The sequence below is a fragment of the Streptomyces sp. NPDC126499 genome (assembly GCF_040302485.1).
Classification (GTDB): Bacteria; Actinomycetota; Actinomycetes; order Streptomycetales; family Streptomycetaceae; genus Streptomyces.
Genome location: NZ_JBEOUO010000007.1, coordinates 247,623 through 273,897, shown reverse-complemented (window position 1 = coordinate 273,897; position 26,275 = coordinate 247,623). Strand labels below are relative to the sequence as shown.

At 73.6% G+C, this 26,275-nt stretch carries 26 protein-coding genes; 7 read left to right on the top strand and 19 right to left on the bottom strand.

What is annotated here, in order from left to right; all coding sequences use genetic code 11:
- The first annotated feature begins 91 nt into the window (after positions 1-91).
- Positions 92-1,750 carry a threonine/serine exporter ThrE family protein gene (locus tag ABTZ91_RS13145; RefSeq protein WP_407077954.1) on the top strand — a complete coding sequence of 553 codons (1,659 nt, stop codon included), beginning with the start codon at positions 92-94 and terminating at the stop codon, positions 1,748-1,750.
- 194 nt (positions 1,751-1,944) lie between these two features.
- Here ABTZ91_RS13145 and ABTZ91_RS13140 read toward each other — a convergent pair whose 3' ends face one another.
- The gene (locus tag ABTZ91_RS13140) at positions 1,945-2,640 is read right to left on the bottom strand and encodes a VTT domain-containing protein (protein WP_352077213.1); all 696 of its coding nucleotides are present in this window, start codon (positions 2,638-2,640) and stop codon (positions 1,945-1,947) included.
- A gap of 185 nt (positions 2,641-2,825) precedes the next feature.
- On the opposite strand from ABTZ91_RS13140, the gene ABTZ91_RS13135 reads away from it, so the two are divergent.
- Both ABTZ91_RS13135 and ABTZ91_RS13130 read left to right on the top strand, forming a co-directional pair.
- On the top strand, positions 2,826-3,194 hold the full coding sequence (locus ABTZ91_RS13135; RefSeq protein WP_345487190.1) for a YbjQ family protein: 369 nt from the start codon (positions 2,826-2,828) through the stop codon (positions 3,192-3,194).
- A gap of 88 nt (positions 3,195-3,282) precedes the next feature.
- Complete coding sequence (locus ABTZ91_RS13130) at positions 3,283-4,698, top strand: glutamate decarboxylase (protein ID WP_352077212.1); 1,416 nt, start codon at positions 3,283-3,285, stop codon at positions 4,696-4,698.
- 13 nt (positions 4,699-4,711) lie between these two features.
- Here ABTZ91_RS13130 and ABTZ91_RS13125 read toward each other — a convergent pair whose 3' ends face one another.
- From ABTZ91_RS13125 to ABTZ91_RS13095, 7 genes are all read right to left on the bottom strand, one after another.
- On the bottom strand, positions 4,712-5,983 hold the full coding sequence (locus ABTZ91_RS13125) for an exo-alpha-sialidase (RefSeq protein ID WP_352077211.1): 1,272 nt from the start codon (positions 5,981-5,983) through the stop codon (positions 4,712-4,714).
- 93 nt (positions 5,984-6,076) lie between these two features.
- Positions 6,077-6,895: an ABC transporter permease gene (locus ABTZ91_RS13120; RefSeq protein ID WP_407077947.1), complete on the bottom strand. Its 819-nt coding sequence runs from the start codon at positions 6,893-6,895 to the stop codon at positions 6,077-6,079.
- Complete coding sequence (locus ABTZ91_RS13115; RefSeq protein ID WP_352077210.1) at positions 6,892-7,860, bottom strand: ATP-binding cassette domain-containing protein; 969 nt, start codon at positions 7,858-7,860, stop codon at positions 6,892-6,894. The genes ABTZ91_RS13120 and ABTZ91_RS13115 overlap by 4 nt, the downstream gene beginning before the upstream one ends.
- Before the next feature lie 89 nt (positions 7,861-7,949).
- Positions 7,950-8,582: a PadR family transcriptional regulator gene (locus ABTZ91_RS13110; protein WP_352077209.1), complete on the bottom strand. Its 633-nt coding sequence runs from the start codon at positions 8,580-8,582 to the stop codon at positions 7,950-7,952.
- A 63-nt stretch (positions 8,583-8,645) separates the two neighbouring features.
- The gene (locus ABTZ91_RS13105; RefSeq protein WP_352077208.1) at positions 8,646-9,209 is read right to left on the bottom strand and encodes a DinB family protein; all 564 of its coding nucleotides are present in this window, start codon (positions 9,207-9,209) and stop codon (positions 8,646-8,648) included.
- Between the two features lie 109 nt (positions 9,210-9,318).
- Complete coding sequence (locus ABTZ91_RS13100; protein WP_352077207.1) at positions 9,319-10,797, bottom strand: aldehyde dehydrogenase family protein; 1,479 nt, start codon at positions 10,795-10,797, stop codon at positions 9,319-9,321.
- Between the two features lie 292 nt (positions 10,798-11,089).
- The gene (locus ABTZ91_RS13095) at positions 11,090-11,962 is read right to left on the bottom strand and encodes a helix-turn-helix transcriptional regulator (RefSeq protein WP_352077206.1); all 873 of its coding nucleotides are present in this window, start codon (positions 11,960-11,962) and stop codon (positions 11,090-11,092) included.
- A gap of 345 nt (positions 11,963-12,307) precedes the next feature.
- Between ABTZ91_RS13095 and ABTZ91_RS13090 the strand changes: the two genes are divergently transcribed.
- Positions 12,308-12,823 (top strand): ATP-binding protein, encoded by a 516-nt coding sequence (locus ABTZ91_RS13090; protein ID WP_352077205.1) that lies wholly within the window; start codon positions 12,308-12,310, stop codon positions 12,821-12,823.
- 95 nt (positions 12,824-12,918) lie between these two features.
- On the opposite strand, the gene ABTZ91_RS13085 is transcribed toward ABTZ91_RS13090, so the two are convergent.
- From ABTZ91_RS13085 to ABTZ91_RS13035, 11 genes are all read right to left on the bottom strand, one after another.
- Positions 12,919-13,131: a DUF397 domain-containing protein gene (locus tag ABTZ91_RS13085; protein ID WP_345492284.1), complete on the bottom strand. Its 213-nt coding sequence runs from the start codon at positions 13,129-13,131 to the stop codon at positions 12,919-12,921.
- A gap of 159 nt (positions 13,132-13,290) precedes the next feature.
- A complete protein-coding gene (gene rpsR, locus ABTZ91_RS13080) occupies positions 13,291-13,566 on the bottom strand; it encodes a 30S ribosomal protein S18 (protein ID WP_407077946.1) in 276 nt (91 codons plus the stop codon).
- A 3-nt stretch (positions 13,567-13,569) separates the two neighbouring features.
- A complete protein-coding gene (locus ABTZ91_RS13075) occupies positions 13,570-14,739 on the bottom strand; it encodes a GTP-binding protein (RefSeq protein ID WP_352077204.1) in 1,170 nt (389 codons plus the stop codon).
- Entirely contained in the window at positions 14,739-14,993 is a 255-nt protein-coding gene (locus ABTZ91_RS13070; RefSeq protein ID WP_352077203.1) for a type B 50S ribosomal protein L31, read from the bottom strand. Before ABTZ91_RS13070 ends, ABTZ91_RS13075 begins: the two co-directional genes overlap by 1 nt.
- A 2-nt stretch (positions 14,994-14,995) precedes the next feature.
- Positions 14,996-15,160: a 50S ribosomal protein L33 gene (gene rpmG / locus ABTZ91_RS13065; RefSeq protein WP_026252351.1), complete on the bottom strand. Its 165-nt coding sequence runs from the start codon at positions 15,158-15,160 to the stop codon at positions 14,996-14,998.
- Positions 15,161-15,262: 102 nt separating this feature from the next.
- Positions 15,263-16,150: a hypothetical protein gene (locus ABTZ91_RS13060; protein ID WP_352077202.1), complete on the bottom strand. Its 888-nt coding sequence runs from the start codon at positions 16,148-16,150 to the stop codon at positions 15,263-15,265.
- Positions 16,147-16,791, bottom strand: coding sequence for a SigE family RNA polymerase sigma factor (locus ABTZ91_RS13055; RefSeq protein ID WP_352077201.1), 645 nt, complete (start codon positions 16,789-16,791; stop codon positions 16,147-16,149). The genes ABTZ91_RS13060 and ABTZ91_RS13055 overlap by 4 nt, the downstream gene beginning before the upstream one ends.
- Before the next feature lie 84 nt (positions 16,792-16,875).
- Positions 16,876-17,421 (bottom strand): hypothetical protein, encoded by a 546-nt coding sequence (locus tag ABTZ91_RS13050; protein ID WP_352077200.1) that lies wholly within the window; start codon positions 17,419-17,421, stop codon positions 16,876-16,878.
- 102 nt (positions 17,422-17,523) lie between these two features.
- Complete coding sequence (locus tag ABTZ91_RS13045; protein WP_352077199.1) at positions 17,524-19,653, bottom strand: FUSC family protein; 2,130 nt, start codon at positions 19,651-19,653, stop codon at positions 17,524-17,526.
- Positions 19,654-19,832: 179 nt separating this feature from the next.
- A complete protein-coding gene (locus tag ABTZ91_RS13040; RefSeq protein ID WP_352077198.1) occupies positions 19,833-21,092 on the bottom strand; it encodes a DUF2786 domain-containing protein in 1,260 nt (419 codons plus the stop codon).
- Positions 21,089-21,517, bottom strand: coding sequence for a helix-turn-helix domain-containing protein (locus ABTZ91_RS13035; RefSeq protein WP_352077197.1), 429 nt, complete (start codon positions 21,515-21,517; stop codon positions 21,089-21,091). Before ABTZ91_RS13035 ends, ABTZ91_RS13040 begins: the two co-directional genes overlap by 4 nt.
- A gap of 90 nt (positions 21,518-21,607) precedes the next feature.
- Here ABTZ91_RS13035 and ABTZ91_RS13030 point away from each other — a divergent pair, with 90 nt between their 5' ends.
- From ABTZ91_RS13030 to ABTZ91_RS13020, 3 genes are all read left to right on the top strand, one after another.
- Complete coding sequence (locus tag ABTZ91_RS13030; RefSeq protein WP_352077196.1) at positions 21,608-22,438, top strand: NAD(P)H-binding protein; 831 nt, start codon at positions 21,608-21,610, stop codon at positions 22,436-22,438.
- Positions 22,439-22,793: 355 nt separating this feature from the next.
- Positions 22,794-23,585, top strand: coding sequence for an ABC transporter ATP-binding protein (locus ABTZ91_RS13025; protein ID WP_407077953.1), 792 nt, complete (start codon positions 22,794-22,796; stop codon positions 23,583-23,585).
- Positions 23,579-25,990 (top strand): ABC transporter permease, encoded by a 2,412-nt coding sequence (locus ABTZ91_RS13020; protein ID WP_352077194.1) that lies wholly within the window; start codon positions 23,579-23,581, stop codon positions 25,988-25,990. Before ABTZ91_RS13025 ends, ABTZ91_RS13020 begins: the two co-directional genes overlap by 7 nt.
- Positions 25,991-26,275 lie beyond the last annotated feature (285 nt).

Here is a 26,275-nt window from a genome sequence, read left to right as displayed (position 1 = left end):
TGCGCCGCCCTTCGCGCGTTCATACTGGCCGGAGCCGGGTTCGTATGGGGCCCGGACGTGCGGGTACGAGGCCGGAATGAGGGCGAGCAGAGTGGTGGCGAGGCCGGAGGGGCCCAGGGAGGCTCCGGAGGACCGGAAGCCGCCGTCGGACGAGGCACGCAGCGCGTTCGTCCCGCCGGCCGGTGTGGAGCCGCCCGAGCCGGTGGAGGAAGAGCACCCGACGTCCGAGTTCGCGCTGCCGGAGGGGCTGGCGCCGGAGCCGCCGGTGGAGCAGGAAGGTTCCGCCTTCGCGCCGCCGTCGACGTACTCGGTGAAGGACTCGCCGCCGGCGTTCACTCCCGCGTACGGCGTTCCGCTGGTGAGGATGGCGCCGGACGCGCCGTGGCAGGACCGGATGCGGACGATGCTGCGGCTGCCGGTGGGCGAGCGGCCGGTGCCGGAGGCGCCGCGGAAGGCGGACGAGAGCGGGCCGCCGGTGCCTCGGGTGCTCGACCTGACCTTGCGTATCGGTGAGCTGCTGCTCGCGGGCGGTCAGGGCGCGGAGGACGTCGAGGCGGCGATGTTCGCGATCTGCCGTTCGTACGGGCTGGACCGCTGTGAGCCGACGGTGACGTTCACGCTGCTGTCGATCACGTACCAGCCGTCGCTGGTGGACGATCCGGTGACGGCGAACCGTACGGTACGGCGCCGGGGCACCGACTACACCCGGCTCGAGGCGGTCTACCAGCTGCTCGCGGACATCAACGACCCTGATCACGAGGTGTCGCCGGAGGAGGCGTACCGGCGCCTGGCGGAGATCCGGCGCAACCGGCACCCGTATCCGGGCTGGGTCCTGACGAGTGCGGCGGGGGCGCTCGCGGGGGCGGCGTCGGTGCTGGTGGGTGGCGGCGCGACGGTGTTCTTCGTGGCGGCGCTGGGGGCGATGCTGGGCGACCGGCTGGCGTGGCTGTGCGCGGGGCGGGGGCTGCCGGAGTTCTACCAGTTCCTGGTGGCGGCGATGCCGCCGGCGGCGATGGGGGTGGCGCTGACGGTGCTCCACGCGGATCTGCGGCCTTCGGCGGTGATCACGGGTGGGCTGTTCGCGCTGATTCCGGGGCGGGCGCTGGTGGCGGCCGTGCAGGACGGTCTGACCGGCTTCTACATCACGGCGTCGGCCCGGCTCCTGGAGGTCGGGTACTTCTTCGTGGCGATCGTGGTGGGTGTGCTGTCGGTGCTGTACATCGCGGTGCAGTTCGGCGCGGAGCTGAACCCGGAGGGGGTGCTCAAGCCGGTCGAGCGGCCGGTGGTGCAGATCGTGGCGTCGATGGTGCTGTGCGCGACCTTCGCGATCCTGTTGCAGCAGTCTCGGGCGACGGTGCTGTTCGCGACGCTGAACGGCGGGGTGGCGTGGGTGATCTACGCGTCGATCGCGGTGACGGCGGACGGTTCGACGGTGATGGCGACGGCGGTGGCGGCCGGTCTGGTGGGCCTGTTCGGGCAGCTGATCGCCCGCTACCACCACACGTCGTCGCTGCCGTACGTGACGGCGGCGATCGGGCCGCTGCTGCCCGGTTCGGCGACCTATTTCGGGGTGCTGGAGATCGCCCAGAACAACCTGGACCAGGGCTTCGCCTCCCTGGCGAAGGCGTCGGCCCTGGCCCTGGCGATCGCCATCGGCGTGAACCTGGGAGGCGAGCTGGCCCGCCTCTTCATGCAGGCCCCGGGCGCGGCGGCGGCCCGCCGCGCGGCCAAGCGGACCCGCGGCTTCTGAGCCTTTCTTGAGGCTCGGTTCTCCCCCTGGCTTCGCCGGGAGGGGCCCCCACGGGCGCCTTCAGCGTGCGTCGACGGTCGACCGTGCTCGGCCCTCGTTCCTCGGGCCTGTGCGCGCTCTCCCTTTCGACACCCGCGGCGCCCTTCGGCTCACTCGCCCAGGGGCGAACCGAGCCTCAAAAAGGAGGGTCTGCTCTAGCGCTTGGCGTGGCGGCCGCGCTCCGGGTTGGGGGTGCCGGGGGCGTCGTGGTCGTCGTTCTGCCGCTGCTTCTTCGACTGGGAGCGGGCGCGCAGGTATTCGATCACGATCGGGAGCACGGAGATCAGCACGATGAGGATGAGGATGGCCTCGATGTGCCGGTGGACGAACTCCACCTTGCCGAGGGACGCGCCGAGGAGCGTCACGCCCGCGCCCCACAGGACGCCGCCGATGATGTTGAAGGTGATGAACGAGCGGTAGTTCATCTGGCTGACGCCGGCGATGATCGGCGTGAAGGTGCGGACGATCGGCACGAAGCGGGCCAGGATGAGGGACTTCGGGCCGTGCTTCTCGAAGAAGTCGTGGGCCTTCTCCACGTTCTCCTGCTTGAAGAAGCGGGAGTCGGGGCGCTTGAAGAGGGCCGGGCCGACCTTGCGGCCGAAGAGGTAGCCGACCTGGTCGCCGATGATGGCCGCGGCGACGATCAGCGTGCACACCAGCCACAGCGGCTGGTCCAGCTTCTCGGTGGTGACGAGCAGGCCGGTGGTGAAGAGCAGGGAGTCACCGGGCAGGAAGAACCCGATGAGGAGTCCGGACTCGGCGAAGACGATGACGAGGACACCGATCAGCCCGAAGGTCTGGATCAGATAGTCCGGGTCCAGCCAGCTCGGTCCGAGGGCAAGCGTGTTCACGGGTTCCGGGCTCCTGCGGTCGGTGGGGGCGGGAAGGGCACGTGGGGGATTGTCGTACGGGACTGCCGCCCCAAGCTATCAACGCCGGGTGAACGCCCTTGGTTCCACCCGGCTCCCGGCCGGCCCAGTCCCGGGTGCGTGCGGGCCCCGGCGGGCCCAGGCTGAGGCGCAGGAGGTGGATGCGGATGGGCATCGACGAGTACGGCGGCGGCCAGGTGGCCCAGTCGGATGTGCTGGTGGTCACCACGAACGACGTGCCGGGACACGAGGTGCGGCAGGTGATCGGCGAGGTGTTCGGGCTGACCGTCCGCTCGCGGCATCTGGGCAGCCAGATCGGCGCGGGTCTGAAGTCGATGATCGGCGGGGAGCTGAAGGGGCTGACGAAGACGCTGGTGGAGACCCGCAACCAGGCGATGGAGCGTCTGGTGGAGCAGGCGCGGGCGCGGGGCGCGAACGCGGTGCTGATGTTCCGTTTCGATGTCACGGAGGCCGCTGACGTGGGCACGGAGGTGTGTGCCTACGGGACCGCCGTGGTGATCGCGCCGCGCGTCTAGGGCCTTCTTTCGGATCAGGCCGGAAGACAGGCCCCTGGCGCCGCGGAGACACCGCGCCCCGCCCTCCGCTTCCAGGAAGGAGCCCCACGTGGCGTTGCACAAGGGTCCCGGGGACCAGGAGAGCGTCCCTTTCCGGCGGCTGGCCTTCAACCCGTTCTACGGCGAGGCCAACCCGGTCGGCGGCATGACGGAGGCTCCGCCGCGCCACCGGCTGCCCGACGGGCCGCTGCCGCCGGCGACGGCGTACCAGCTCGTCCACGACGAGCTGATGCTCGACGGCAACTCCCGGCTCAATCTGGCCACCTTCGTCACGACCTGGATGGAGCCGCAGGCCGGCGTGCTCATGGGCGAATGCCGCGACAAGAACATGATCGACAAGGACGAGTACCCGCGCACGGCCGAGCTGGAGCGCCGCTGCGTCTCCATGCTGGCCCAGCTGTGGAACGCGCCCGACCCGTCGGCCGCCGTCGGCTGCTCGACCACCGGCTCCAGCGAGGCCTGCATGCTGGCCGGAATGGCCCTCAAGCGCCGCTGGTCGAAGCGGAACTCCGACCGCTACCCGGGTGCCCGGCCCAATCTGGTGATGGGTGTCAACGTGCAGGTCTGCTGGGAGAAGTTCTGCGCCTTCTGGGAGGTCGAGCCGCGTCTGGTGCCCATGGAGGGCGACCGCTTCCACCTCGACGCCGCCTCCGCCGCCGCGCTCTGCGACGAGAACACCATCGGTGTGGTCGCCGTCCTCGGCTCCACCTTCGACGGCTCCTACGAGCCCGTCGCCGACATCTGCGCCGCCCTCGACGATCTCCAGGCCCGCACCGGGCTCGACGTCCCCGTCCATGTGGACGGCGCCTCCGGCGGCATGATCGCCCCCTTCCTCGACGAGGACCTGGTGTGGGATTTCCGGCTGCCGCGGGTCTCCTCGATCAACACCTCCGGTCACAAGTACGGACTGGTCTATCCGGGTGTCGGCTGGGCGCTGTGGCGCTCGGCCGACGAACTGCCCGAGGAGCTCGTCTTCCGGGTGAACTACCTGGGCGGCGACATGCCGACCTTCGCCCTGAACTTCTCCCGCCCCGGCGCCCAGGTCGTCGCGCAGTACTACACGTTCCTCCGGCTGGGCCGGGAGGGCTACCGGGCGGTCCAGCAGACCACCCGGGACGTCGCCCGCGGCCTGGCCGAGCGGATCGAGGCCATGGGTGACTTCCGCCTGCTGACCCGGGGCGACCAACTGCCGGTCTTCGCCTTCACCACCGCCCCGGACGTCACCTCCTTCGATGTCTTCGACGTCTCGCGCCGGCTGCGCGAACGGGGCTGGCTCGTCCCCGCCTACACCTTCCCCGCCCACCGGGAGGACCTGTCGGTGCTGCGCGTCGTCTGCCGCAACGGCTTCTCCGCCGACCTGGCCGGGCTCCTCGTCGAGGACCTGCACCGGCTGCTGCCCGAGCTGCGGCGGCAGCCGCGCCCCTTCACCCAGGACCAGGGCGCCGCGACCGCCTTCCACCACTGAAGGACGCCAGGGCCTATGCCCCGCCGCCGACCGGGTCCTCGCAGGCCAGCCGGAACTCCGACCAGCGCACCCCGTCCCGTGTCGTGGCGTAGACGCAGCGGTCGCCGGCCTCCCGTAGCAGCCCGATGCCGGTGCGCCGCACCCAGGAGGAGCCCGACTCCGTGGCCCCGAAGGTGCGGCCGCCGTCCTCGCTCGCGTACGCCCGCGGCTCCGCGTCGACCCGCACCCGGCCGCCGGGGCCGGGCACCGGCAGGCCCAGGAGGCTGCGCGGCTCCGCGTCGGGGCCGGTGGTCCACATCCGGGTGAAGGTGCGGCCGCCGTCGACCGAGCGGTGCAGGGCCCGCAGCGGGTTCTTCACCGGCTCGCCGGCGTCCAGCTCGCCCAGCTCGGCCGCGTACACCGCGTCCGGGCCGACCGCGACGACCGCTCCGTGGCCGGGCCGGCCGGCCGTGCCCGTCAGCCGGGCCGGCGACCAGCTGCGGCCCGCGTCCCGGGAGACGGCCAGACCGGTCCGGCCGGTGAGCGGATCGGTGCCGGACACCCACCACGAGCCGTCCGGCTCCGGCACGGCCGCCGGGCGCGGGTGCGCCCCGAGCGCCGGCACCCGGGCCAGCGCCCGGCGCCGCCCGTCCTCGGGGGAGATCACGACCAGCCGCTCGCGGGCGCACTCCTCCGGCGTGGCGCGGGCGGGCGCCACGCACGCGGTGGTGAGGACCGCGCCCGCGGGTATCAGCGGGGTCGTGCCGACCGTGCGCCGGTCGACCGCGCGCCAGCTCCGGCCCCCGTCCCGGGTGAACCAGGTCCGCTCCGGCTCCTCCCCTCCGCCGTCCTCGATCAGCGCCCGCCCCGGCCCGAGCACCGTGAGCCCGGCCGAGACGCCCCGCGACGGTGGTATCTCCGGCAGGGGCGTCGACCGCAGCGCCCAGGACCGCGCGCCCCGGTCGAGGGCGGCGACCTGCTGACGGCAGAAGCCGTTCGTCGGCCGCGCCTCGTCCGTCACGCACTGGACGAGCAGCACGAAGCCGCTGCCGTCCGCCGCGAAGCCGAGGCTGTGCGCCCAGCCGGGCAGCCCCGGCGCGGACGGTATCCGCGCCGGAGCCCCGTACGGCCCGGTCCTCGTGCCCGGGGCCGTGCCCGAGGGCGGTGGGCCTCCCGCCGATGGCGGCGGCCCGCCGGAAGGCCCCCCGGTCGGTCCGGCCGGCCGGGGCGCCCCCGTGCACGCGGCGAGCAGAAGCAGAAGCAGGGCGGCCCACACCGCCGTCAAGGAACCGCGCGTCGCACGCATCGAACTCCCCCTGTCCCTCGGTCCTTCGTCTCGATGAAGACCCGCTGCCTCTGTTACACCGCTCACCGCCTCCGGGTTCCCACCTCCGTCCCGCTATTTCCCGAGCCGGCCGAACCTCCGCACCGCCAGCGGGAAGAACACCGCCGTCAGCACCACCGGCCACACCACCGCCGCGCCCACCCAGCCCGGTTCGCCGCCCGGGCCGCCGCACAGGTCCCGTACCGCCGTCGCCGTCGCCGACATCGGGTTCCACTCCACGGCCGCGCCCAGCCAGCCCGGCATGGCCTCGGGCGAGGCGAACGCGTTGGACAGGAAACCGACCGGCCAGACCAGGATCTGCACCGCCTGCACCAGCTCCGCCCGCCCCGCGACCAGGGCCAGGAAGATCCCGACCCACAGCATCGCGAACCGCAGCAGGAGCAGCAGCCCCATCGCCCCCAGGAACGCCCCGAAGCCGCCGTGCGCGCGCCAGCCGAGCGCGTACCCCACGCCCGTCATCAGGAGCAGGCCCACCGTCGACTGGAGCATGTCGGCGGCCGCCCGCCCCACGAGGACGGCGCCGTCGGTCATCGGCATCGACCGGAAGCGGTCGATCACGCCCTTGTTCAGGTCCCGCGTCACCGCCGTCATGGTGCCTTCGAGCCCGAACACCATGGTCAGGGTGAGCATGCCGGGCACGAGGAAGTCGACGTAGTCGCCCTCGATCGCGCGCCCGCCGCCGACCAGGTAGCCGAACATCAGCAGCATCATGACCGGGAACACCAGCCCGACCACGACCTGGACGGGCTGCCGTGCCCAGTGCGCCAGCTCCCGCCGGGTCATGGTCCAGCAGTCGCTCACCGCGTACGCCGCCCACGTGCGGCCACCCGCGTACGCCGTCCCCGTGCGGCCACCCGTGTCCACCGCGCTCATGCGGCCACCTCCTCGCGCTCACCGGTCAGATGCAGGAAGACCTCGTCGAGGGTCGGCCGCCGCAGGGCGATGTCCTCCGCCTCGATGCCGGCCGTCTCCAGGGCCCGTACGGTCTGCGCGAGGGAGGCCATCCGGTCCTCCACGGGCGCGCTGACGCGTCGCCGGTCGCGGTCGACCTCGGTCTCCGCGGGGCGGAACGGGAGCAGCTTCACCGCCTCGTCGAGCCGGGCCCCGTCCCGTACGACCACGTCGATGCGGTCGCGGCCGACGCGGGTCTTCAGTTCGCCGGGGGTGCCGTCGGCGACCACCCGGCCGCGGTCGACGACCGAGACGCGGTCGGCGAGCCGGTCGGCCTCCTCCAGGTACTGGGTGGTCAGCAGCACGGTCGTCCCTCCGCCGACCAGGGAGCGCACGGAGTCCCACACCTCGCCCCGGCCGCGCGGGTCGAGCCCGGTGGTCGGCTCGTCGAGGAAGAGCACCTCCGGGTCGGTGATCAGCGAGGCGGCCAGGTCGAGCCGCCGCCGCATGCCTCCGCTGTACTGCCGTACGGGCTTGCGGCCCGTGTCCGCGAGCCCGAAGCACTCCAGGAGCTCGTCCGCGCGCCGCCCCGCGCCCCGCGCGCCCAGGTGGTGCAGCCGCCCGAACATCTCCAGGTTCTGCCGGCCGGACAGGTCCTCGTCGAGGGCCGCGTGCTGGCCGAGCAGTCCGATCCGCCGCCGTACGTCGGCGGCCCGGCGGCGTACGTCGTACCCGGCCACCCTCACCTCGCCCTCGTCGTGCCGCAGGAGGGTGGACAGGACCCGTACGGTCGTGGTCTTCCCGGCGCCGTTGGGGCCGAGCAGGCCGTGCACGGTGCCGCGCCGGACGGCCAGGTCGAGGCCGTCGAGCGCCTTCTTCTCGCCGTAGCGCTTGTGCGCGCCCGCGACGAGGATCGCGTGTTCCGCTTCTCGTGAGCCGACTGGCATACCCGTTCCTCCCGAAAAATCCGTAGTCAAATTTGATCACTTGCCCGCGCCGGGAGAGTACGCCCGGAGGCACCCTTAGTCAAACTTGATTAGCTGTCGCGTTCGCGGTCCGTCGCGAACGGGTTCTCCTGGCCCTCCGCGAGGACGCCGACGAAGGGCTCGCCCTCCCCGGCGAAGGTGTACGCCCCCGCCTCGATCCGGTCGATCAGACCGAGCGTCCACTCCCGGCCCGCGTCGGCCGTGTGCACCCACAGGTGCATGATCTCCCCGATGTGGCCGAGCTGCCCCGGCCCGCCCTCCGGCGTGTAGTACTGGGTGACCGACGCCCGCCACGCGTCCAGGCCCCGCACCCGGGCCCGCAGCAGCTCCACGGCCTCCGCGCGCGGCAGGTCCACGATGAAGCCGATGGCGGACGACAGCACGTCCATCTCCTGGTCGTACGTGGCCAGCGCCTCGCGCAGCAGCCGGAAGTACTCCTCCCGGCCCGCCTCCGTGATCTCGTACTCGACCCGCGGCGGGCCACCGGCCGTGCTCGGCGCGATCTCGTCGGCGACAAGCAGTCCCTGCTTCGCCATCTGCTTGAGCGCGTGGTAGATCGAGCCGGGCTTGGCGTTGGACCACTCGTGCGCGCCCCAGAACTCCAGGTCGTTGCGCACCTGATAGCCGTGGGCGCGGCCGTGCTGCTTGACCGCGCCGAGGACGAGAAGACGGATCGCTGACATGCTCCGAGTCTAATGAGGCACTGATCAACCTTGACTAGGCCGGACAGCCGTGGCCCGAAAGGGCTACGAAGCGGCCTGCCGGCCTCCGGCCGCGGCCTTCTCCAGCTCGATCAGCTCGAACGACCCCTTGCCGTCCAGGGACTCCCGGATGATGTCCGCGTGCCCGGCGTGCCGGCCCATCTCCTGCACCAGGTGGAGCAGCATCCAGCGGACCGTCACCCGCCCGTCCTTCGGGAACCAGGGCGCCGGCGGCAGCGGGAAGGTCTCGTCCAGGCTCGGCACGGAACGCACGAACTCCTCGGTCTCCTTGGCCACGCCCTCCCAGAAGGCCAGGGTCTCGGGGACCGTCTCGCCGTCCAGGAGCCGGAAGGCCTCGTCCCACGTCTCCTGGGTGCGCTGCCGCTCGTTGGGCCGCTGCTGGGCGAGCCGCAGCCAGTTGAGCTCGACCTCCGCGACGTGCTTGATCAGCCCGGAGAGCGACAGCTCGCTGGCGCTGGGGCGGCTCGCCGCCTGCTCCTCGGTGAGCCCGAAGGAGGCCCGGACGATGGCGGCCCGCTGCGCCTCGATGAAGTTGAGGAGCGCGCCGCGCTCATCGCCGGGGGCCTCCGCGGGAACGAGAGCAACCATGGTGTCCGCCTTCCGTACGTGCCTGTGTGCGCCTACGTGAACCTTTTCGACACCGACCACGCTACGGACCCTTGCGGACAGCTGCGGTCCTCAAGCGCCGTCCGGGGAGCTAGAAGGGGAACCGGCTGCGGCCGTGCTGGATGGAGATCCACTTCTGCGTGGTGAACGCCTCGATCGTCGCCTCGCCGTTCAGCCGGCCGATGCCCGACCGCTTCTCGCCGCCGAACGGCACGATCGGCTCGTCGTGCACGCTGCCGTCGTTGATGTGGATCATGCCGGTGTGGATGCGCTTGGCGAGCCGCACGCCCCTCTCGATGTCACCGGTGTGCACGGCACCGCTCAGCCCGTACGGGGTGTCGTTGGCGATCCGTACGGCCTCGTCCTCGCCGTCGAACGGCACGATCAGGGCGACGGGACCGAAGATCTCCTGGCCGAGGACCGGCGCGTCGGGGGCGATGCCGGTGAGGACGGTCGGGGAGACCAGGCTGCCCTCGACCGAGCCGCGCAGCAGGGCGGTGGCGCCGGCGGCGACGGTCTGGTCGACGACCGAGGAGACGGCCTCGGCCTGCTGGGAGTTGATGAGCGGGCCGATGTGGGTGGCCGGGTCGGCCGGGTCGCCGACCCGCAGCGTCTTCACCTTGGCGACGAACTTCTCGGTGAACTCCGCCTCCAGGGTGCGGTCCACCAGGATCCGGTTGGCGGCCATGCAGACCTGCCCCTGGTGCACGAAACGGCTGAAGACCGCCGCGTCCACGGCGTAGTCGACGTCGGCGTCGTCGAGGACGATCAGGGCGCTGTTGCCGCCGAGTTCGAGCACGGCGTGCTTGAAGTGCCGGGCGCAGACGGTGGCGACGTGGCGGCCGGTGCGGTCGGAGCCGGTGAAGGAGATGACCTTCGGGACGGGATGGGTGAGGAGGGCGTCGCCGATCTCGGCGATGTCGGTGACGACGACGTTGAGCAGTCCGGCCGGCAGCCCGGCGTCCTCCAGGATCTTGGCGATGAGGGTGCCGCCGCAGATCGGGGTGTTCTGGTGGGGCTTGAGGACGACGGCGTTGCCGAGGGCGAGGGCCGGGGCGACCGACTTGATCGACAGGAAGAAGGGGAAGTTGAAGGGCGAGATCACTCCGACGACACCGACCGGGAGGCGGTAGACCCGGTTCTCCTTGCCGTCCACCGGGGAGGGCAGGATGCGGCCTTCGGGGCGCAGCGCCAGCTGGGCCGCCTCGCGCAGGAACTCCTTGGCGAGGTGCAGCTCGAAGGCGGCCTTCAGGCGCGTCCCGCCGAGCTCGGCGACGATCGTCTCGGCGATCTGCTCCTCGCGCTCCTCGACGATCCGCAGCGCCCGCTCGAAGACGAGCCGGCGGGTGTACGGGTTGGTCTCGGCCCACTCGGCCTGGGCGCGCTCGGCGGCCCGGTAGGCGCGGTCCACCTCGGCGGTGGTGGCGATGGTGATGGCCGCCAGCTTCTCGCCGGTGTACGGGTTGAAGTCGATGATGTCCCAGGAACCGCTGCCCGGCTTCCACTCGCCGTCGATGTACTGGTGGGCCAGTTCGGTGAAGTAGTCGCTGGACGAGGAGGACGGTGCCATGGAACGAGACCCCTTACCCGCGGTGGCGGACGTCGGCACGGAGCACGGACGACTGCCGCGTCACAGCCGCCTCACTGATGTCACGTCATCGTACTGACGTATCAGTGGAGTTGCAGTGCCTCACGGGGATCAGGGCCTCGGGATCTCGCGGGACTCTCGGGACCCGGCAGGGCTCGCGAGGGCCTCGGGATCTCGCGGGACTCTCGGGACCCGGCAGGGCTCGCGGGGCCAGGGGGACTCGGGAGCCCCACAGGACCTGGAGGGCTCGCGGGACCCGGCCGCTTCCGGATGGTCAGGAGAGCTGGAGCAGTCCCCGGAGCAGGTCGCGGCTCTCCGCGGGATCGGGGCTGTCCTTCTGCAGCCGCTCCATCGCGCGCGCGTACTGCGCGACTTCCTCGCGCTTGTCGAGGTAGAGGGCGCCGGTCAGCTGCTCCAGGTAGACGACGTCGGAGAGGTCGGACTCGGGGAAGCTCAGCATCGTGAAGGCGCCGCTCTCGCCCGCGTGGCCGCCGAAGCTGAAGGGCATGACCTGCAGGGTGACGTTGTGGTGCTCGGAGACCTCGATCAGGTGCCTCAACTGGCCCCGCATCACCGACCGGTCGCCGTACGGGCGGCGCAGCGCGGCCTCGTCGAGGACGGCGTGCAGGTGCGGCGCGTTCTCGGAGACGAGGACCTTCTGGCGTTCCAGGCGCAGGGCGACCCGGCGGTCGACCTCGGCACGCGGGGCGTCGGGCATGCCGCGGGTGACGACGGCATGGGCGTATGCCTCGGTCTGCAACAGGCCGTGCACGAACTGCACTTCGTAGATGCGGATGAGGGAGGCGGCGCCCTCCAGGCCGATGTACGTCTGGAACCAGCCCGGCAGCACGTCGCCGTAGCTGTGCCACCAGCCGGCGAGGTTGGCCTCGCGGGCCAGGCCGAGGAGCGCGCCGCGCTCGGCCTCGTCGCTCACCCCGTAGAGCGTGAGCAGGTCCTCGACGTCCCTGGCCTTGAAGCTCACCCTTCCCAACTCCATACGGCTGATCTTGGATTCGGACGCCCGGATCGAATAACCGGCCGCCTCCCGGGTGATGCCACGGGACTCGCGCAGTCGCCTCAACTGGGAGCCCAGCAGGATGCGGCGCACCACGCTCCCGCTCGCCCCGCTCGATTCGCCTGCCGTCACGGCTCCAGCCTCCCCTTCACGGTGCTGCTCTCGCTGTCGAGCCCCCGTCGAGCCCCGGATTCTGCCACTAAACGCTTCAGCGCGTACACATTCGATTACGGATAGGGGACGGGTTCCGGGCAGCTTCGGCGCACGGGATGGTCCAGAGGTGGACGACTTATGCACAGATTCGGCACGGGGACGGACAGGTCCGGCGCGTGCACGTGCATCTGCCCTTGCATCCCTTGGGCGCATTCGGAACCATGGTGCTCGCGCAGCCGCGTACTCGCGCGGTGCCGCACTGCTGTCGCACCGCCTTCGCACCGCCTTGTCGCACCACCGCCGCGATTCCCGGGAGTGCCTCGCATGGGACCGAATGGATCGACCATGCTCGAGCCGTTACGGCAGGGACTTCCGCCGATCGATCCCTCGACCGTCTCCAACTCGGCCTCCTGCGCCCTGCCACCCCGTTACGACGCGGTGCGCGGCGCCCGGAAGTTCACCAGTCAGACGCTCAGCAACTGGGATCTCGCGGACCGTTTCGACGATGTCGCCCTCGTGGTCTCCGAGCTCGTCACCAACGCGCTGCGCCATGCGCTGCCCGCGGAGGCGGCGGACGGCCGTGATCACGGTGCCGAGGAAGGCCTGAATCCGCCCGTCCGGCTGCACCTGATGCGCTGGGCCTCGCGCCTGGTGTGCGCCGTGCGCGACCCCAGCCGGGAGAGCCCTGAGACACGGCAGGGCGGGGAGGACTTCGCCGCCGAGTCGGGGCGCGGGCTGTTCCTGGTGGAGTCGTTCAGCGACAGCTGGGGCTGGCACCCGCTCGCCGGCACCCTCCAGGGCAAGGTGGTGTGGGCGCTGTTCCGGCTGGGACCGGAGTAGCCCGCCGCGCTCACGGGCGCTCGGCACCCATGACGTACGAAAGGGCCCCCACGGCAGTCATCGTCGGGGCCCTTGTCGTACGCGGATACGTTTCCTCACACCAGGTGGTCGAACTCCCCGTCCTTCACACCCAGGATCAGCGCCTCGATCTCGGCGGGGGTGTAGACGAGCGCGGGTCCGTCGGGGTGCCGGGAGTTGCGGACGGCGACGTCCCCTCCGGGCAGCTTGGCGAACTCCACGCAGGAGCCCTGGGAGTTGCTGTGCCTGCTCTTCTGCCACACGACACCACGAAGCTCCGTGGCCGCCATGCCGTTGTACGCGTGGTGCGCGTGATGCACTGGTAGCTCCCCGAGAAGTTTGGTGCAGGTGTCAACTTCCTCGGATCATAGCTGTGTTCATATGCCGATGCAGGGGCATCTGCATGCGCAGATGCACGTGCACGAGGCGTCGCGTAGTGACTACGCGACTCAGCGTGCTACCGACGAGTACGGCAGCAGTGCCATCTCCCTGGCGTTCTTGACGGCCCGCGCGATCTGCCGCTGCTGCTGCGCCGTCACCCGGGTCACCCGACGGCTCCTGATCTTGCCCCGGTCGGAGATGAACCTCCGCAGCAGGTCGGTGTCCTTGTAGTCGACGTACGTGATGCCGGCGGCGTCCAGCGGGTTGGGACGCGCGGCGGTGGACCGGCGCCCGGCCCGGCCGGACTTCGCGGGCTTCGGGGACGTGGGCGGCTTGGGGGACACGGGTCAGACCTCCAGGAGGGTGTCGAAGTCGGACGGCAGCCGCTTCCAGGCATCGCGCCCGGCGGCGTACTCGGCGTCGGTGAGCAGGCAGGAGTCGAGGAGCCCGGCCAGACCCTCGCGGTCCAGGCCGGGCGACGTGAAGACGAGGTGCTGGCAGCGGTCGCCGTGCTCGGGGTGCCAGTCGAGCGCGGCGGCGGCCCGGCGCATCGGCGGGACCATCTCCCAGGCGGCGTCCGGCAGCGAGGCCAGCCACGGCCCGGCGCTCTCCACGCACAGCGCGCCGCCCGCCGCGTCCCAGCCGAGCAGGGTGTCGGGCCGGTCGGCGAGATAGAAACGGCCGCGGCTGCGGGCGGCGGCACAGGTCAGGTCCTCGAGCGCGGCGTACAGCCGGCCGGGGTGGAAGGGCCGGTGGTGGCGCCAGACGAAGGTGGTGACCCCGTGCTCGTCCGCCTCCTGCGGCAGCCGCGCGCACGCCGGGTGCTGGGCCGCGGCGGCGGCCTCCACGTCGAACCCGGCGAGCACGGCGGCGGCGAGCGCGCCCGGCTCGTCCACCCGCACCCGGTGGGCGGTGGGGTGGAGCTGGGCGAGCAGGGCGCGGTCCTCGTCGTCGGCCTCGGGGCTGTCGACGACGGCGAGCACGGGCGCGTACTCCAGCTGGCGCGCCCAGGTGTCGGCGACGGTCCGCTCGTCGGTGGCGGCCGCGGCGAGGCCGGCGTCGGCGAGATCGTCGCCGTTGCCGAGGTACGGCAGGAGCAGCGCCGGGTCCACGGCGGTGACGACGCCGCCGATGCGCAGCCCGGCGGCGGCGACCACCTCGGCCATCGCCTTGGGCTCGACGGAGTCCCAGAGCTCGACGACCGCCAGCCGGGTCCGGCCGGCGGGGGCCTCGTCGGCGAGCCGCTCCAGCTCGGGGACGAGGTCCTCGCGCAGGGCGCAGCAGGCGCAGTCGTTGACGAGCGGCGCGTCACCGACGGAGAGCGGGCCGCCGGCGTCGCGGACGGTACGGGCCACGGTCCCGGTGAGCGGCGCCGTGGACAGGTCGTGGTGGAGCGCCACGCTGCCGGGTACGGCGGCGAGCAGCCGGTCCACGGTGGTGCGGCGGGCCTCGGAGTGGAGACCGCCGACGAGGACGACGGAGAAGGCGGGCGGCGAGGCCCCGGCGCTCGCGGACATCAGCGGGCCTCGCGCCGTCCGTAGCGCTTCTCGAAGCGCTCCACGCGGCCGGCGGTGTCGAGCACGCGCGCGGTGCCGGTGTAGAAGGGGTGGCTCGCCGAGGAGATCTCCACGTCGACCACGGGATAGGTGCGGCCGTCCTCCCACTCGACGGTCTTGTCGCTGGTCATGGTCGAGCGGGTGAGGAAGGCGCAGCCGCCGGCCCGGTCGCGGAAGACGACGGGGCGGTAGTCGGGGTGGATGCCGGGCTTCATGCTCAGCGCTCCTCTCGGAAGTCGACGTGCCGGCCGACGACCGGGTCGTACTTGCGCAGGGTGAGGCGGTCGGGGTCGTTCCTGCGGTTCTTGCGGGTGACGTAGGTGTAGCCGGTGCCGGCGGTGGACCGGAGCTTGATGATCGGGCGGAGTTCGTTGCGGGCCATGGCGTGGAGAATAAATGAAAACGATTGCCATTACCAATTCCCGTGGTGCGCCGGCCCGCGCAGACCGTTCCGGGGCCGGGGCCCGTGGTGGATGCGCGGGCGCTACGGGGTGCCGGGCAGGCCGGTGAGCCAGGCCAGGCGCTTGCCGTCGCGGTCGTAGAGGGACACGTCCGGGGTGCTGCCCGGGTCCTTCTTCGAGGGCGGGGTGTACGCGTACCAGACCCCCCACCCGGGGCGGCCCGGCAGCTCCAGGAGCGCCGCGGAGGTCGTGCGGCCGTCCGCGTCCCTCAGCTCCACCCGGCCCACCGCGCGCGTGCCGTAGTAGAGGCCCGAGTGGAAGGCCCCGGACGCGTCGCCCTCCGACTGGTGCGAGATGCCCGGCCGGGAGGTCTCGACGTTGCCGTCGGTGACGCTGCGGAAGTTCTCGATGCCGTCCGGCCCCGACCAGTGCTTGCCCTGGGCCGTCAGCCACAGCCGCCGGCCATGGCCCGCGTCCACCCGCTGCCCGGACCTCACCACACGGACCTGCGTCACCGGGTTCGTCACCGGAGCGGTCGCCGGGTCCGTCGCCGAAGCGGTCGCCGAAGCGGTCGCCGAAGCGGTCACTGGTGCGGTGGCGGCGCCGGTGGGCAGCGGCGGGACGGGCGGGACCATCCGGTCTGTGGGGCCGGCCGAGGCCGGCGGCACCGGCCGGTGGCCGGTCAGGGACAGTGCCGCCACCGTCGCCGCGCCGGACACCGAGAGCACCGTCAGGGCGGCGAGCGCCACCGCGCGGCGGCGCCGGTGGGCCCGGCCACGGCGGCGGACGGCGGCGAGGGGCACCGGGCCGGGGGTGATGTCGCGCGCGGTCCGGGCGAAGGCGGCGCGCAGGTGGTCCTCGGCGTCCGTGTCGGAGTCGGGCCGGGGCTGAGCCGAGGCCGGGGCCTGGGGCTGCGAGTCCGGGCCCGGGTCCGGGTCGGCGTCCGGGTCGGCGTCCGGGTCGGGGGTCATCGTCGGGCTCCGGTGGGGGTGGCGGGGGCAGGATCGGGATCGGGAGAGGGAGAGGGAGAGGCGGCCGGATCGGGAGCAGCGGCAGGAGCAGGTGCGGGAGCGGGCGGCCGGGGCGGGCCGGGGAGGGTCAGGCCGGGGTGGGCCCGCAGCGCCGCGAGGCCGCGCCGTGCATGCGTCTTGACCGTACCGATCGAGCAGTTGAGCACCGTCGCGATCTCCTGCTCGCCCAGGTCCTCCCAGTACCGCAGGACCATCACGGCACGCTGCCGCGCCGGCAGGTCGGCGAGCGCCGCGAGGAGCGCGGTGCGCTGCTCGACCGTCTCCGCGTGGCCCGCGTGGGCGTGCCGCACCGACTCCGGGAGCACCGGGGTCAGCAGGTGCACCACCCGCTTCCGGCGGAGGCGGCTGAGGTTGTTGTTGATCAGCGCCCGGCGCACATAGAGGTCGATCTCGTCGCGCGGGACCCGGCGCCAGCGGCCGTACACCTTGGCGAGGGTCGTCTGCACCAGGTCCTCGGCCTCGTGGAAGTCCCCCGTCAGCAGCTGGGCCGTGCGCACCAGCCGGGGCCAGGCGGCCACGGCGAACGCGGCGAAGCCGTCGTCCTCGTCGGTGGACGCCTGCGCCGCGGGCTCGTACGACACGGTGACGGACCTCGTGCTCGCTGAGGGAAGGAGGCAGGGCCCGCCCCGTGCCGGGCCCTGCCCTGGAACACGCACGACGCGCCGTCAGGCGTTCCAGCCCGGCAGTTCGGCGAGGAGTCGTCCGTTGCGGTCGTACAGCGCGACGGACGCGCCCCCGTCGTTCTCCGGCCCGGTGTGCGCGTACCAGACGCCCCAGCCGGGACGGCCGGGGAGTTCGAGCAGGGTCGCCGTGGTCCTCGTCCCGTCCGTGCCCGTCAGGACGACTTCTCCGGGCTTCTTGGTGCCGTAGGAGAGGCCGGAGTGGAAGACGCCGGCCGCGTCGCCCTCGGACTGGTGGCTGACGCCGGGCCGGGACAGGTCGACGTTGCCGTCGACGACGCTGCGGAAGTTCTCGATACCGTCCGGGCCCGTCCAGTGCTTGCCCTCCGCGGTCAGCCACACCGTCCAGCCGCGGCCGGCGTCGACGCGCTCGCCCGACTCGACGACGCGGACGGGGGACGGGGCCTTCGCCTCGGCGGTCTGTACGACGGCGGGGGCGGGGGCGGCGAGAACGGGTGCGGCAAGGGCGGGTGCGGCGGCGGTCGTGAGCGCGGCGGCGGCGACGGCCGCGGTCAGCGGGTACTTCTTCATGCGCGGGCTCCTGGGTTCCGATGAGCGGTCCTCATCTCCTCAAACTCCCGCGCGTGTCAGCTCGGATGACAGGACGTCGGAGGTTTTCGGTGTCGGAGCCTCTCAGCGCGCGAGGGCGGCCGACAGCTCGTCCAACGCCTCCAGGAGCAGTACCGCCGTCTTGCGCAGCAGGAAGTGGTCCGGCGGCCCCTCGCCTCCGTCCTCTCCCCCGCCCTCGCCTCCCCCTCCCCCTTCACCTCCGTCTCCGTTTCCGCCTCCGCCCTCTCCCCCGCCGCGTTCCCACGTCTCGACGACCGCCCGCAGTTCGTCCCAGCCCGGCACCTTGCGTTCCCGCAGCTCCTTCGCGCCCCGCTCCGTCGCCCGGCGCAGCGCCTCCGCCAGGGCCGCTGCCTGCGGTACGGGCGGGGCGCCGCGCTCGGGGAGATGGGCCTCCAGGAGCATCGCGACCCGCCCGAACTGGGCCAGCGCGTGCTCCGCGTCGCCGGCCGCCGTGTGCGACAGACCCCGGTGCCGCACCGGCTCGTGGGTGGCCCGGGTCACGGCCTCCTGCCAGCCGATCCTGGCCTCCCGGGTGCCGAGCAGGGCCTCGCGGACGTCCGGGCAGGCCTGGCCGGCCGGGTCGGCGTAGTGGGCGACGACGGCGGCCGCGTACCGCCCGTCCGCCGTCAGCCAGTCGGCGAGCCGGCCGCGCAGCCGCGGGGTCTCCCAGGCCGGGTACACGGCGTACGACAGCATCGCGAGGGCCCCGCCGAGCAGGGTGAGCAGGACGCGTTCGCGGACGGTCTGGGTGAGGCCCGCGCCGTCCATGCCGAGCAGGAAGACCACGTACGCGGCGACGAAGACCTGGCTCGCCGCGTACCCGGTCCGCATGAGGAGGTACATCCCGAAGGCGCACAGCACGGCGAGGGCGCCGGAGAGGTACGTGCCCGGGTGGGCGGCCTGGACCACACCCGTCGCGAGGGCGACGCCGAGCAGCGTGCCGCCGAACCGGGCCACGGAACGCGCGTACGTCTGCGAGAAGTCCGGACGCATCACCATCACCGAGGCCATCGGCGCCCAGTAGCCGTGACCGAGGGGCAGGGCGGTGCCGAGCGCGTAGCCGGCGGTCGTCACCACCGTGACCCGGATCGCGTGCCGCAGGACCGGCGACTCGTGCCGGAGCTCCGCCCGCATCCTGGCCAGCGCGACCGGGACCAGCCGGACGAGGGTGGGGCGGGTGCGGGCCCCGGCGGCCGTCTCCGTACGCGGCTCGGCCGTCTCCACGACGTCGCCGAGCAGCGCGGCGAGCCGGGTCGCGGCCCGGCGGGGCGCGCCGGACAGGATCGCGCCGGTGTCCGGGGTGCGCAGGGCGGCGAGGGCGGGCGGCGGGATGTCGACCGGTGCGCCGTGCCGGATCGCGTGCGCGCACGCGTCGAGGACCTCGCCCGCCGCGCCGAGCAGCTCCCGCACCCGGTCGCGCTCCGGCCCCTCGGCGGGCGCGCCGACCGCCGGGTCCGCGAGCGAGGCCAGCACGGGCCTGATCCGCTCGGCGAGCCCACGGGCGCCGTGCAGTTCGGCGGGGCGGCGGCGGGCCTGGCGCGGGGTGACGGCGGCGGCGCTGCGGGCCGTCATCAGCGGTACGGGGTCGAAGGAGGCGGTCGGGTCGTGGCGCAGCCGGCGGGCGTAGTCCGCCTCGGCGGCGAGCGCGTCGGCGAGGGCGTCGCGCTGGGCGCCCCAGCGGCGGACCGGCAGCAGGACGATCAGCGCGGCCTGTACGAGGCCGCCGACGGCGATCATCGCGGCGTGGCCGGCGGCGGTGGCGACGGAGGTGGGGAGGGTGACGGTGACCAGCATGATCGCCACGTTGGAGGAGGCGATGATGCCGACGGTCGGGCCCGCGGCCCAGGCGAGCCCGGCGAGGAAGGTCCACAGGGCGAGCAGCGCCAGGAAGAGGCCGGGGTGGGCGCCGGCGCCGGTCACGTACCCGAGGAACGTCGATACGGCGAGGCTCACGCCGGACGCGAGCGCGAGCGTGGGGCGGGGGCGGTACGAGCGCTGGAAGGTCGCGATCGCCGCCTGGAACGCCCCGAACGCGGACGCCGCCGCCACCGCGGGCCCGAACAGCGCGAGCGACGCCCCGACCACGACCGCCAGCCCCAGCGCCCCGCGCCCCGCGACCACCGGCTCCAGCCGCCGCGGCTCGACCTTGAGCCCGGAACGCGCGGTCTCTTTCAGGGCGCGGAGCCAGCTCATGGGGGGAGCGTAGCGGGGGTGGGGGGCGAAACGGGGCGTTTGGGGCGGTTGCCACGACGGGGTGAACGAAGGGGGCCGCGCCGGTGGCGGTTACGGGGTATCGGGACGGTGGCGGTTACGGGGTGGCGGTTACGGAGTGTCGGGCCGGTGGCGGTTACGGGGTGTCGGGCCGGTGGCGGTTACGGGGTGTCGGGCCGGCCCGGGAGGTGAGGGCGCGGGTGGAGGCCCGCGTGGTCGGCGGCGGTGGTGCCGTGGGTCCAGCCCGCCTCGTCCCACGCCGCCCGCACCCGGCTCGTGCGGGTCTCCGGGAAGAGCTCGTCCGTGCGGGCCGTGACCGCCACCTCGCGGGAGGCAAGGGCCGGCAGCAGCGTCGGCGTCTCGGCGGCCACCCGCCGACTGGTCGCCGCGAGCCGGGCGCCGAGCCGGTTCGCGTAGGCCAGCAGGAAGGACTGCCGGAAGGACTTGGTCCGCTTCCGGCCGCCCGCCCGCTGCTCCGCCTCCGCACGCGTCATCGCCGCCGTGCCCTGCACGAGCAACGAGGTGTAGAGGAGCTCCACCGGTTCCAGGTCGGCCTCGAAGCCGACGACCGTCGAGAAGCCGAAGCCCTCGTTCCACACGGCCCGGCAGTGGTTCGCCGTCGCCACCGCGTCCAGGAGGATCGCCTTGGCCTGCTCGTACGGCGGGTCCACCCCGATCCGGATCGCCCCCGGCGTCTCCGGCGAGGGCGCGCCCGCCGCCAGGGTCGCCTCGTCGAGACTGTGCCGGGCCATCAGCTCCTGGGCCTTGGCGGTCAGGGCCTCGGCCTCCTCCGCGTACGTCGTCGCCTCCGCCTTGGCGAGCAGCGCCCGGATCCTGGAGAGCGTCTTCGGCTCGCCCGCGACGGCCGGCGGCAGGGCCTCGCCCGGCACGGGTCCGACGGCGTCGAGGCGCGGCAGCCGGACGAGGAGCCGGTAGAGCTCCAGGACGGCGGTCGCGTACGAGAAACGGTCGGGCGCCGTCCAGGCGGTCAGCTCGTCGAGCGCGTCCAGCTGCGCCTGCCAGCGGTGCGGCAGCCGCTCGTACCGCGCGGTCTCCGACCGGACGATCCCGGCGAGCAACCGCACGTGTTCGTCGGCCAGTTCGCGGCGGGCCATGCGCACGAGGTCGGCCGGCTGCCAGCCACGGGTCCACAGCGTGCGGACGAACTCCTCGCCGCGCCGTTTCAGTTCCGCGTCCGCCGAGGGGTCGGCCGCGAGGAGGGATGCCGCGCCGTCGAGGGCGTGGTCATGATCGTCGCCCCGGCCTCCCTTACGGCCCGCGCGCCCCGCGCCACCGCTCCTGCCACCGCTCCCGCTCCGGCTCCCGTTTCCGCCCCTGCCCCCGCTCCCGTTCCCGTTCCCGTTGCCACCTCCTCCGTACAGCGCCTTCAGCGCCTCGTCGACGGTGTCCGCGCCGCTCATGCCGGGTGCCTCGCGTCCCACTCCTCGCGCGAGCGCGCGATCGCCGACCGGTGGTCGAGGGACCAGTCGATCAGCTGCTTGATCAGGTGCGTCATGCTGTGCCCGGTCTCGGTGAGGGAGTACTCGACCTGCGGCGGAGTCGTCGGGAACACCTGCCGGGACACCAGCCCGTCCCGCTCCAGGCGGCGCAGCGTGAAGGTCAGCATGCGCTGCGAGACACCGTCGACCAGACGCTGGAGCTCCTTGAACCGCCGTGGTCCTGCGGCGAGTTCGACGACCACGTGGACGGTCCACTTGTCGCCGAGCCGGTCCTGGACGTCCCGTACGCCGCACTCCTCGGCGCAGCTCACGACCGGCTCGCCGGGTGCGTTACCGGGTGCCTCGCCGGGTGCGGGGGTGGTGACATCCGTGTGCCCCTCCGACATCAATGTGCCTCCTTCCACGATCGCGCCCACCGCGCAACGATTGCCCCAGGCACCTCGCCTGCACCACCATTCTCGGCTCTCGGGGGAAACATGTTGCTCGTCACCGGCGTCTCCGGCGCCCTCGGCTCACTCGTCGCGGAGCGGCTCGCCGGCCGCGACGACGTCGTCCTCGGCACCCGCGCCGGGCTGCCCGGCACCCGGCTCGTCGACTTCGACGACCCGTCGACCCTCCCGGACGCCTTCGCCGGGATCGACACGCTGCTGCTCATATCGGCCGGTTACGGGGAGGACGACATCGTCGTCGCCCGCCACGAGGCCGCCCTCTCCGCCGCCGAGCGCGCCGGGGTCGGCCACGTCGTGTACACCAGCCTCTCCGGCGACGGCGACCACCTCACGTACGCGCTCGCCCACCGCTGGACCGAACGGCGGCTCCAGCGGTCCACGCTGAACTGGACCATCCTGCGCAACGGCCTCTACGCGGAGTTCCTGGCCTGGATCGCCGCCCCCGACGCCGACAACCGCGTCACCGGACCGCTCGGCGAGGGCGGGCTCGCCGCCGTGGCCCGCGCCGACCTGGCCGACATCGCGGTCTCCGTGGCCACCGACCCGGCCCCGCACGCGGGTCGGATCTACGAGCTCGTCGGCGACCGCCCCCTGGGCGGCGCCGAACTGGCGGAGGCGCTGGGTGCCACGTACGCGCCGGTGACGCTGGCCGAGGCCCGCACCGCCGTCGCCGCCTCCGGCGCGCGGGCCTTCCAGGTGCCGATGCTGGCGAGCACGTACTCGGCGATCGCCCACGGCTTCCTGGACGGCTCCGGCGTCAAGAGCGACCTGCGCGAACTGCTCGGCGGACGCGAACCGCTGGACGCCCTGGAGGTGTTCGTGGCGGCCGTACGGAACGGCGCAGGAGCACAGGGGTAGTCCTGGCCCTACCTCGGGGACGCCCGCTGGTGGTCGTGATCGGGGCGGGCGGAAACGGTTCGCTTGAGGCATGACCTCGACGAACACCCCAACGGGTACGGGCACCTCGGCCGGAACGGGCACCTCCGCCGGAACGGGCACCTTCGCCGGAACGGGCACCTCCGCCGGAACGGGCCCGGGCCACCCGATCGGCACCGGCACCGGCATCTGGACCGGCACCTCGGCCGACGGCACCGGCACCGTCGCCGGAACCGCTCCTGCCGTACGGCTCCGCGGGCTGCGCCGCCACCACCGGGACGTCCGGGCCCTCGACGGCGTCGACCTGGACTTCCCGGCCGGGACGTTCACCGCTGTCATGGGCCCGTCCGGCTCGGGCAAGTCCACGCTGCTCCAGTGCGCGGCCGGTCTCGACCGGCCGACGGCGGGCAGCGTGGAGATCGCCGGCGTCCCGCTGGCGGGGCTGAGCGAGCGGCGGCTGACGCTGCTGCGGAGGGACCGGATCGGTTTCGTCTTCCAGTCCTTCAATCTGCTGCCCTCCCTGACGGCCGCCCAGAACGTGGCCCTCCCGCTCCGCCTCGCCGGCCGCCGCCCGTCCCGTACCGAGGTGCGGTACGCACTCGCCCGGGTCGGCCTCGCGGGCCGCGAGCGCCACCGCCCCGGCGAGCTCTCCGGCGGCCAGCAGCAGCGCGTCGCCCTCGCCCGCGCGCTGATCACCCGCCCCGCGGTCCTCTTCGGCGACGAGCCGACCGGCGCCCTCGACTCCACGACGGGCCGCGAGGTCCTGGCCATGCTCCGCGAACTCGTCGACCGGGACGGCCAGACCGTCGTCATGGTCACCCACGACCCGGCGGCGGCCGCCCGCGCCGACCGGGTGGTGTTCCTCGTCGACGGGCGGATCGCGGGTGAGCTGTACGCGCCGACGACGGAGGCGGTGGCGGCACGGATGGCGGGACTGGAGGAGCCGAAGGGACGAGAAGGGCGGGAGGGACGGGAGGGACGGGAAGGGTCAGAGAGGCCACAGGGACCAGAGGGGGCAAAGAGGCCACAGGGGTCGGAGGGGTCAACAGGGCCGCAGCGGCCGCAGGGGCCGAACGCGACCGCGTCGGCCCTGCCCGCCATGACGGCGCAGGCGGGTGGCCCGTGCTGACCGTCGTACTTGCCGGGATGAAGGCACGCTGGGCGTCCTTCATCGGCGGATTCACCGCCCTCGCACTCGGCGTCGGGCTGGTCACCGTGATGGGGCTGGGCCTGTCCGCGACCCTGAACGCGCCCGAGCGCGCGCCGGTGCGATTCGCGTCCTCGCCCGTCGTCGTGCAGGGTCAGGACCGGCTCGCCGTCGAGGTACGGCGGGGGCCGGGCACGGCGGTCGCCACCGCACCGCTGGACCGTCCACAGCCTGTGGACGACGAACTCCTGCGCGAACTGCGCGCCCGCTGGACCGTGACCACCGCCGGCACCGACACCGGGTCCGGCTCGAGCTCCGGGCCCGAAACCGACACCGGCTCCGAAACCGGTCCCGGCACCCACTCGTACAACGCCGTCGGCGGACCCGACGCCGTCGGGATCGACGCCCCGGCGGCGGAGGTCCGCGCCCTCGTCGGCGACCGCGCCCGGGTCCTCACCGGCGCCGAGCGGCGGGCGGTCGACCCCGAGGCCGCCGAGGACGCCCGCGCCCTCGTCACGCTCAACGCCCTGCTCGGCACCGCCGGCGGCGTCACCGCCTTCGTCTCCGTCTTCGTCGTCGCCTCCACCTTCGCCTTCGCCGTGGCGCTGCGCCGCCGCGAGTACGGTCTGCTGCGCACCGCCGGCGCCACGCCCGGTCAGATCCGGCGGATGCTGCTCGCCGAGGCGGCGGGCCTCGGGGTCCTCGCCTCGGCCGCCGGCTGCCTGCTCGGCGCGTGGGGTGCGCCCCTGCTCGCCCGAGTGCTGGTGGACGGCGGGGTGGCCCCGTCCTGGTTCACGATCGGGACCGGTGGCGCCCCTGGTCAGCCCCTCCACCCCGCCTACTGGATCGCCTTCGGCACCGGAGTGGCCGTCGCCCTCGCGGGCGCCGTCGCCGCCTCCCGCCGGGCCGGACGCGTCGGGCCCACGGCGGCGCTGCGCGAGGCGGACGTCGACACCGACGTGCTGCCACGCGGCCGGGCGCTGTGCGGCGCGGCCCTGCTGCTGGCGGGGCTCGGTCTGCTGGCCTGGACGTGGGCGACGGATCCGTCCGCGCTCCTGAAGCGCAAGACGTACACGACCCAGCCGATGCTGCTGATCAGCGGTGTCGCCCTGCTCGCCCCGCTCCTCGTCCGGCCCGCCGCCCGCGCCCTGCGGCTGCCGGGGGCCGTCGGCACTCTCGTACGGGAGAACAGCGCGGCCGCCGTACGCCGTACCGCCGCCGTCGCCGCCCCGGTCCTGGTGACCGTCGCCCTCGCCGGCACCCTCCTCGGCTCGGCGGCGACCGTGACCGCCGCCAAGGCGGCGGAGGCACGCGGGCAGACGACGGCGGCGTACGTGACCACCGGCCGCGACCTGCCCCGTACGGGCACGGCCACGGGGGCCACCTCCGTCTTCGTACGGGACGGGGCGGAGGCCCTGGTCAAGTACGGGGCACGGGCCGTGGCCAACCCGGCGGCCTGGGTCTCCTCCGCGCGCCTGCCGGTCGTGGCGGGCGATCCCCGCAACCTGGACGACCGTTCGATCATCGTGAACGAGGAGTTCGAGCGCCGGACGGTCGGAGAGAGCGTCGAGGTGTGGCTCGCGGACGGCAGCGGCCCGGTGCGCCTGCGCGTCGCGGCGGTGCTCGCCCGGGGAACGGGCGACAACGGCCCGTACGTGACCTGGGCGAACGCCCCGGGCGCGACGGCGGACCGGATCGACGGCGCGGCCCGGGTCGAGGGGGCGGCCCGGATCGAGGGGGCCGCCCGGATCGAGGGGGCCGCCCGGATCGAGGGGGCGGCCCCCGCCGCGACGGCGACCGCACTCCCGACCCAGGCCGCGTTCCCGACCTCGACCACGGCCCCAACCCCGATGGCGCCCCCGGCCCAGGCCGCACCCCCGGCCCCGACCACAGCCCATGCCGCGCCCACGACCTCGACCACGCACACGCACACGCACGCGCCCGCGCCCGCGCCCGGCAGCGTCACCCGTACCGTCGACGCCTGGGCCGCCGCCACCCACCCGGCCACCACCCCGCAGACCCGCCTCGGACTGCTCCTTGTCCTCGGCATCGCCCTGGTCTACACGGTGATCGCCCTCGCCAACACCCTGCTCATGGCCACCTCGGTACGCGGCCCCGAACTGGCGGCGCTGCGCCTGACCGGCGCCACGCGGGCGCAGATCCTGCGCGTGGTCGCGGGCGAGTCGCTGCTGGCGGTGGGCATCGGCACGGTCCTGGGTCTCGGCGTCACGGCCGTCTGCCTCGGCGGCCTGGGAGCCGGTCTCGCGGCACTCACCGCGCCGGTCGCGCTCACCCTCCCGTGGGGGACGGTCGGCGCGGTGGCGGGGGTCTGCGCGGCGGTCGCGGCGGCGGCCTCGGTGCTCCCCGCGTGGCGGCTGACCCGCTGAGGGGTGACCCTGGTAAGTCGGGACGGGACAGGGACTGGGGTCGGAGCCGGGTCCTCGTCCCGTCCCGCCTGCCACGCCCGCTCTCCGGGCCCCGGCCGTATTGCGCCGACCACCCGCCCGCTTCCCCGGCCCTGGGCCCCGGACCGTATCCGACGACCGCCCCGCCCGCTTCCCAGCGCCGCCCTGCCCCGTTTCCCCGGCCCTCATCCGGCCGGACTGGCGACTCCGCCGCCACACAAGGGCGGGAGGGTGTGTCACCCACACGGGAGTCGTCACCCACACGAG